This is a genomic window from Microcystis sp. LSC13-02 (assembly GCA_002282935.1).
Lineage (GTDB): Bacteria > Cyanobacteriota > Cyanobacteriia > Cyanobacteriales > Microcystaceae > Microcystis.
Map to the genome: position 1 here is coordinate 1 of MTBT01000171.1, position 8,377 is coordinate 8,377.

The following is an 8,377-nucleotide window of genomic DNA, read 5'->3' on the forward strand; positions in this document are numbered from 1 at the left end:
GATTTAACCCTAACCCCCGGACAAATTTTCGCCAAGGCCCGATTAAGTTAATGCCCTACAGTCTCGTTCTCAATCTCACACCCCGATCGCCGATCTATCCGAATTTTCTCACCGGACGACACCTTCATGCGCTATTTCTTACCCTTGTCAGTAGTGTTGATCAGGAATTAGGGGACACCCTGCACGCAGCCGAGGGAGATAAAGCTTTTACCCTCTCCCCACTACAGATTCAATCCGGGGGGAAAATAACGATAAATTCCCTGCGCTGGCGACACGAACGGGAGATCGCCCCAGAAACTCCCTGCTGGTGGCGGATTTCTCTGCTCGATGACCGATTATTCGGTAAATTAACCTCACTCTGGTTGAATCTCAATCCGCAACACCCTTGGCATCTCGGTTCCGCCGATCTCGTCATTACCAGCGTCCTCGCTACCCCGCAATCGGTTCAACCCTGGGCGAACTCCTGTACTTATCAATACCTGTATGAAAACGCCTCGGAAACAAATCGGGAATTTCATTTCCTTTTCGTCACCCCCGTCACCTTCCGGCAGGGAAAATTCGATAGTGCCTTACCGACGCGGGAACTGGTGTTTAATAGCCTTCTCGGTCGTTGGAATCGCTATAGCGGTATCCCCTTCGATTCTATTGCCCTAGACTCGATTTTCCCCAGTTTCTTCGATATTCAAACGAAATTAGCCGATGAGGCCTATAAAAACCAGTCGATCGGTTGTGTGGGCGAGATTCACTATCGTCTTTTGGGAGAGGTGGAACCCGCAAAGATTAAAGCGATTAATGCACTGGCGGATTTTGCCCTCTATGCGGGAGTGGGACGGAAAACCACCATGGGAATGGGGATGACTCGCAGAATTGCTAAGGAGAAAAAATAGTTATGGATGAATCTGATTACATACCGATCGCCGCTCTCAACCTCGGTTTTAGTCCTTTTCGTCTTCTGGAAATAGTTTTCAAGGATTTTTAACTCGTTCATGGGCCTTGCCCTTAGAATGCAGAATTTGTTATTTGACATAGCTCTAAACTAAAGCTAGTATAAAAGTATTTGATTTTTGAGCCTAACATGAAAGTCCTAGAGTTTAAAATTCATCCCACCGAAGAACAGGTCAGCAAAATTGATCAGTCTTTGGCTGCGTGTAAGTTACTTGAAATGTCGGTTTGAAGGCTCTCGGTTTTACCGATGAGATGAAAAGCCGACCAGTATAAAACAGCGAAGCACGATTGATACTTAGGGGTGTCTAATTAAATTTATTTCATACCCTTGACAGTTTGCACAGTGAGATGATATAGTTATAACATAACACATTGAGAGGTCGGGTCAATGCGAGTCATAGAGTTTAAGGTTAAAGCTACACAACAACAACAAATAGCTATCTTAGAAGCTATTAGAATAGGACAGTTCATTCGGTAAGGTAAATTATGCTTCTTTTTGCAAATTTGTAACAACGTTGAGTAATGATTCAGACACTCCGTTTGTAGGTAATCTTAACTCTATGGCTCGTCAAGCTAGTGCCGAAAGAGCTTGGTTTGCTATATCTCGTTTCTATGACAATTGTAAGAAAGGTTTAGCTCAAAAAGGCTACCCTAAATTCAAGAAGTTCTCAAGGTCTGTGGAGTACAAAACTTCTGGCTGGAAACTGTCAGAAGATAAAAAGTCTATCCACATAACAGATAAAACTGGAATTGGTAAGTTAAAGCTAGTTGGCTCTTATAATCGTGAAATTCTAGATAAGCCCCTAATCAAAAGAGTTAGGCTTATTAAAAGGGCTGACGGATTCTATTGTCAATTTGTCTTAGACCTTGAACGAGTAGAACTGCTTAATTCTACAGGAAAGGAAGTAGGGATTGATTTAGGTTTAAACCATTTCTTGACCGACTCTAATGGGGATAAAATTGATAACCCTCGTTTCCTCCGTAAAGCCGAAAAACGACTGAAAAAGGCACAGCGTAAACTCTCCAAAAAGAAAAAGGGAAGCCAAAAAAGGTTAAAGCAGAAATCTAAAGTAGCCCGCCTTCATTTAAAAGTTTCTAGACAACGTAAAGATTTTGCCGTTAAGACAGCAAAAGCGTTAATCCAATCTAACGATTTGGTAGTCTATGAGGATTTGAAGGTTTCTAATATGGTGAAAAACAGAAAACTTGCGAAATCAATTTCTGATGCAAGTTGGTCAATGTTCACCGATTGGTTAGACTACTTTGGAAAAATACACGGGAAGTTTGTGGTAGCGGTAAATCCACAATATACAAGTCAAGAGTGTTCTAATTGTGGTTCGATTGTCAAGAAAACATTGTCTGTAAGAACTCATATATGTTCTTGTGGTTGTGTTCTGGACAGAGATGAAAATGCCGCTATCAACATACTTCAAAAAGCAAATACTGTCGGGCGGACAGAAATTCAAGCCCTCGGACAGACTACCCACTGTCTATTAGGTGAAAGCTTAATAGATAAGGTAACTGGATGAACAGGGAATCCCTCGCTTTTAGCGATGGGAGCGTCAAGACGAAAAAGAGTTTAAAACCCTTAAAGATAAAGAGAAAAAGCTTTTAATCGGCAATCCTTGCTGTAAAATCGCCTATTTTAAAAAGACAAGCAACGGAAAAGAATATACTCCCTTAGATGCTATTCCTATCCGTCGTTTTATGAATGCCGAAAATATTGACAAGGATGCTGTTAATTATCTCAACAGAAAGAAACTTGCTTTTTACTTTCGAGAAAATACGGCAAAATTTATCGGTGAAATTGAAACAGAGTTTAAAAAAGGCTTTTTTAAAAGTGTGATCAAAACCGCTTATGATGCCGCTAAAAAAGGCATTCGGGGGATTCCCAGATTCAAAGGAAGACGGGATAAAGTGGAGACTCTTGTTAATGGTCAACCTGATACTATAAAAATTAAATCTAACGGGGTTATCGTTTCCTCAAAGATAGGATTATTAAAAGTACGGGGACTCGATCGATTGCAAGGGAAAGCTCCCCGAATGGCTAAAATTACTCGTAAAGCGACGGGATATTATCTACAGTTAACCGTTGAAACCGACGACATGATCTATAAAGAATCCGATAAATGTGTTGGTTTAGATATGGGTGCTGTGGCAATATTTACCGATGATTTAGGAAGACAATCAGAAGCTAAACGCTACGCAAAAATTCAGAAAAAGCGACTTGATCGATTACAGCGTCAAGCTTCTAGACAGAAAGATGGCTCTAATAATCAGCGTAAAACCTACGCTAAACTCGCTCGTGTTCACGAAAAAATTGCTCGTCAGCGAAAAGGGAGAAATGCTCAATTAGCCCATAAAATAACCAGCGAATATCAATCAGTTATTTTAGAAGATTTAAAACTAAAAAACATGACAGCCGCCGCAAAACCTAAAGAAAGAGAAGACGGCGATGGTTATAAACAAAATGGCAAAAAAAGAAAGTCTGGATTAAATAAGGCATTACTTGATAATGCTATTGGTCAACTTCGCACATTTATTGAAAATAAAGCTAACGAACGTGGCAGAAAAATAATCCGAGTTAATCCTAAACATACTTCACAAACTTGTCCCAATTGTGGTAATATTGATAAAGCTAACCGTGTCAGTCAATCGAAGTTTAAATGTGTTAGCTGTGGTTACGAAGCCCACGCCGATCAGAATGCCGCCGCAAATATTTTGATCCGTGGCTTACGAGATGAGTTTTTGAGAGCGATTAGCTCTTTAATCAAGTTTCCTGTCTCTATGATTGGAAAATACCCTGGTTTAGCAGGGGAATTTACGCCTGATCTTGATGCAAATCAAGAGTCTATCGGGGATGCGCCGATAGAGAATGCCGAACACTCGATTAGTAAGCAGATGAAGCAGGAAGGGAATCGCACCCCCACTCAGCCCGAGAATGGCTCGCAATCCCTTATTTTTTCTTCCGCCCCACCTCAGCCGTGCGGGGATAGCCACGGCAAAAACAAACCAAAAGCCTTATCTGATAAGGTATCCAAGCGAAAGCCTAAAAAATCGCGGGGCGCAATCCCCGAAAACCCCGACCAGCTTACGATCTGGGATTTACTAGACTGATTTTTTAGACCGAGCAGAACCTTGAAAACTGAATTTTAGCGAATGGGGCGCAATCCTTACCTGAAACCCTTTTACATCAAGGGCTAAAGGAAGATGGGAAGCAATTAAGCTTAAGCCTTACTAAGGATTGAAACCATGAGATATTTCGCCATTAGTCGGGCCTGAATCGAAGCAATTAAGCTTAAGCCTTACTGAGGATTGAAACACTGGACCTAGTTCAGCTATATCCCCATCTACAGAAGGTTCCAATTAATCTTAAGTCCTATTAGGGATTGAAACAAATCGTTCCAATTCACTAACAGAAATATTGCTGGTTCCAATTAATCTTAAGCCCTATTAGGGATTGAAACAAGGGATTGTTGGACACAATAGCAGCATTTTTAAAAGTTCCAATTAATCTTAAGTCCTATTAGGGATTGAAACTAACCTCTGTTTTTTAAATTAACTTTTGAACTGAGTTCCAATTAATCTTAAGTCCTATTAGGGATTGAAACATTGCATCTTTACAATAAAAACGGCACTCTTGTCGTTCCAATTAATCTTAAGTCCTATTAGGGATTGAAACTTTCCGGTACACACGGATTCTCGCCCCACTGGCAGTTCCAATTAATCTTAAGTCCTATTAGGGATTGAAACGGAAATCTCAAAGAATATCAAGACACTTTATCTAATGTTCCAATTAATCTTAAGTCCTATTAGGGATTGAAACCTTGATCGGTAAATACTACACTTACACTACACCTGGTTCCAATTAATCTTAAGTCCTACTAGGGATTGAAACGAGTAGGAGGTTTAGGAGCAAATAGAGATAATAATAGGTTAGCTCCGAGTTCCAATTAATCTTAAGCCCTACTAGGGATTGAAACAATTCTACTTGATAGGAGATCTGCGGGTACTTTTGTTCCAATTAATCTTAAGTCCTATTAGGGATTGAAACAATATACAAGGCAATAAGGTAAGCGATCGAGCCTGTTCCAATTAATCTTAAGTCCTATTAGGGATTGAAACATCAGTTAAAATTTTTACTATCTCCTAAGCTAATGTTCCAATTAATCTTAAGTCCTATTAGGGATTGAAACTCAATTCGAGTAAAAGAACGCGAAATAAGAACGGCTATCATTCATGTTCCAATTAATCTTAAGTCCTATTAGGGATTGAAACTCAATTCGAGTGCTTAATCGCACATTCCCGGAGGCTTGAAGTTCCAATTAATCTTAAGTCCTATTAGGGATTGAAACGGGGCATCATCTCCGAATTTTACATTTAAATTTGGTTCCAATTAATCTTAAGTCCTATTAGGGATTGAAACTCAATTGAAGCATTAAGATAAATACCATCGAAAAAGGGTTCCAATTAATCTTAAGTCCTATTAGGGATTGAAACAATGGTTATTGGGGTTCGTGACATTCTCCTACGTATATGGTTCCAATTAATCTTAAGTCCTATTAGGGATTGAAACCATCTGCATTCTCCATCCAATATAGGCAATAATGTTCCAATTAATCTTAAGTCCTATTAGGGATTGAAACTGGTAAGAAGGATATCCCCCCCGCCCGCGAAACCCGCGTTCCAATTAATCTTAAGTCCTATTAGGGATTGAAACTTGGTAAATACTGGTGGCAGGTACATTATGAAAATGTTCCAATTAATCTTAAGTCCTATTAGGGATTGAAACACTCAAGCTTAGGCACTCTGGCCTTATATCTAGAGTTCCAATTAATCTTAAGTCCTATTAGGGATTGAAACCTGATCGATAAGGCTTCGCTGATCCTGCATCCTGTTCCAATTAATCTTAAGTCCTATTAGGGATTGAAACTAAGAGATGCCACTTGACGGCTAATTTTCCCTATAGTTCCAATTAATCTTAAGTCCTATTAGGGATTGAAACTAAGAGATGCCACTTGACGGCTAATTTTCCCTATAGGTTCCAATTAATCTTAAGTCCTATTAGGGATTGAAACTTGGGCGATTAAATTACCCGTGGCGACTTGTTGGTTCCAATTAATCTTAAGTCCTATTAGGGATTGAAACGCTGAACGATTTGGTTTTAAGTGGAATTATGCCCAGTTCCAATTAATCTTAAGTCCTATTAGGGATTGAAACAACGGCACTTTTGTTTACTGCGCTTTTGACCTTGTTCCAAGTTCCAATTAATCTTAAGTCCTATTAGGGATTGAAACTTCAAAAGTTGCTTGGGTTTTTTGGAGCCATTCAGTTGTTCCAATTAATCTTAAGTCCTATTAGGGATTGAAACGGCTTCATCGAGCATTTCCCTCATCGCTTTGAGAAAGTTCCAATTAATCTTAAGTCCTATTAGGGATTGAAACAGCTACATTCCGGTGGACGAGCGAATTAATAACAATGTTCCAATTAATCTTAAGTCCTATTAGGGATTGAAACATTTTTCTTACCTCTTGATAAAAAATGCCAGGGGTTTCGGGTTCCAATTAATCTTAAGTCCTATTAGGGATTGAAACATAAAAAAAGCGGCGGAGGAAACCGCCTAATGAAGTTCCAATTAATCTTAAGTCCTATTAGGGATTGAAACCCATGAGCCTCCTAAATTTAATTCGAGTTGGATGGTTCCAATTAATCTTAAGTCCTATTAGGGATTGAAACTTATCTTTAAGAGACAAAGAATCAGGCGCATAAAGTTCCAATTAATCTTAAGTCCTATTAGGGATTGAAACGGGGAAGTTGGGAGGTGGGGGCGCGAACCCTGATCAAGTTCCAATTAATCTTAAGTCCTATTAGGGATTGAAACCTCGGTTGCCTAAAGCCGTAAGCATCGCCTTAGAGTTCCAATTAATCTTAAGTCCTATTAGGGATTGAAACATTCTTTAGAAGTAATTAAAGCCAATTTTGAGGAGTTCCAATTAATCTTAAGTCCTATTAGGGATTGAAACAACCCCACCGCCCCGATTTAGTCCTGGGGAGGTTGTTCCAATTAATCTTAAGTCCTATTAGGGATTGAAACTGATCGTTGAGCGGGGAGATTGAGTTTATACCCGGAGAGTTCCAATTAATCTTAAGTCCTATTAGGGATTGAAACTTTTGAAAAAAACTTTAAAAAATTCCTCAAAACCGTTCCAATTAATCTTAAGTCCTATTAGGGATTGAAACAATTTGGTATTCGATCGATCCATCGGGATTAATCCGTTCCAATTAATCTTAAGTCCTATTAGGGATTGAAACTCATATAATTTTAACAGCTTTTGCGTAGTAACGTGTTCCAATTAATCTTAAGTCCTATTAGGGATTGAAACCATGATGATCTCCTATTAGGTTTTCATGGTACGGGTTCCAATTAATCTTAAGTCCTATTAGGGATTGAAACTTACATAATCTCGATGCGCCTGCTTAACGCGCTCAAGTTCCAATTAATCTTAAGTCCTATTAGGGATTGAAACACAAAAACAAACACAATAGAACGGGCATCTCTGCAGTTCCAATTAATCTTAAGTCCTATTAGGGATTGAAACAAGGAAAAAACTCAATGACAAAATTTTGTCATTGAGTTCCAATTAATCTTAAGTCCTATTAGGGATTGAAACAAGCCAAAAGCGTGATCGCAAGAAAGTAGAAACCGAGTTCCAATTAATCTTAAGTCCTATTAGGGATTGAAACGCTTGGCAAAAGTAATCTTGGAGCTTGAATAATATTGTTCCAATTAATCTTAAGTCCTATTAGGGATTGAAACTCATCCCTTCCCACAGTCGTACCTGGCAATGGAAGTTCCAATTAATCTTAAGTCCTATTAGGGATTGAAACATCGGCTTTTTGCCCCTAAATCAGCTTGGATTTGGTTCCAATTAATCTTAAGTCCTATTAGGGATTGAAACTTACAAGTTTTTTTCTGCAAAATTGCCAACTGATGTTCCAATTGTTCCAATTAATCTTAAGTCCTATTAGGGATTGAAACAAAAGATAATATAAATATATTATTTATATACTTAGTTCCAATTAATCTTAAGTCCTATTAGGGATTGAAACGAAGAAATTTTTGCCAAAAGAATTACTGATTATCAGGTTCCAATTAATCTTAAGTCCTATTAGGGATTGAAACAACCGAAGCTCAGTGGCTCGATGGGAAACTGGGTACACGTTCCAATTAATCTTAAGTCCTATTAGGGATTGAAACCGGGACTATCTGCATTGCCAAGCACTGCGCTAACAATTGTTCCAATTAATCTTAAGTCCTATTAGGGATTGAAACGCAACGACAAATGGCTCTTCGGTAATTGTTATGCAAATAATTAACTTAAAATAAAATTCGATGAGAGTGCCTACGCCTAAAAGTAGCTGAAATCTATAC

The 8,377-nt window shown here is 38.9% G+C and carries 1 protein-coding gene, 2 pseudogenes and 1 CRISPR repeat array; all 3 genes and pseudogenes read left to right on the top strand.

Annotated elements, in window-relative coordinates; genetic code table 11:
• The first annotated feature begins 50 nt into the window (after window positions 1–50).
• The gene (cas6, locus tag BGL89_RS10340) at window positions 51–887 is read left to right on the top strand and encodes a CRISPR-associated endoribonuclease Cas6 (protein ID WP_286825643.1); all 837 of its coding nucleotides are present in this window, start codon (window positions 51–53) and stop codon (window positions 885–887) included.
• Window positions 888–1,333: 446 nt separating this feature from the next.
• Window positions 1,334–2,474: pseudogene (locus BGL89_RS10345) on the top strand (RNA-guided endonuclease InsQ/TnpB family protein).
• Window positions 2,475–2,520: 46 nt separating this feature from the next.
• Window positions 2,521–4,062, top strand: a pseudogene (c2c8, locus tag BGL89_RS10350) (type V CRISPR-associated protein C2c8); the annotation flags it as partial.
• Between the two features lie 242 nt (window positions 4,063–4,304).
• Window positions 4,305–8,278: a CRISPR direct-repeat array (repeat unit 37 nt; unit sequence GTTCCAATTAATCTTAAGTCCTATTAGGGATTGAAAC).
• Window positions 8,279–8,377: the final 99 nt, after the last annotated feature.

Bases quoted from the DNA above. Each gene is read 5' to 3' on its own strand.
- cas6 (WP_286825643.1), top strand. From the start codon at position 51: ATGCCCTACAGTCTCGTTCTCAATCTCACACCCCGATCGCCGATCTAT.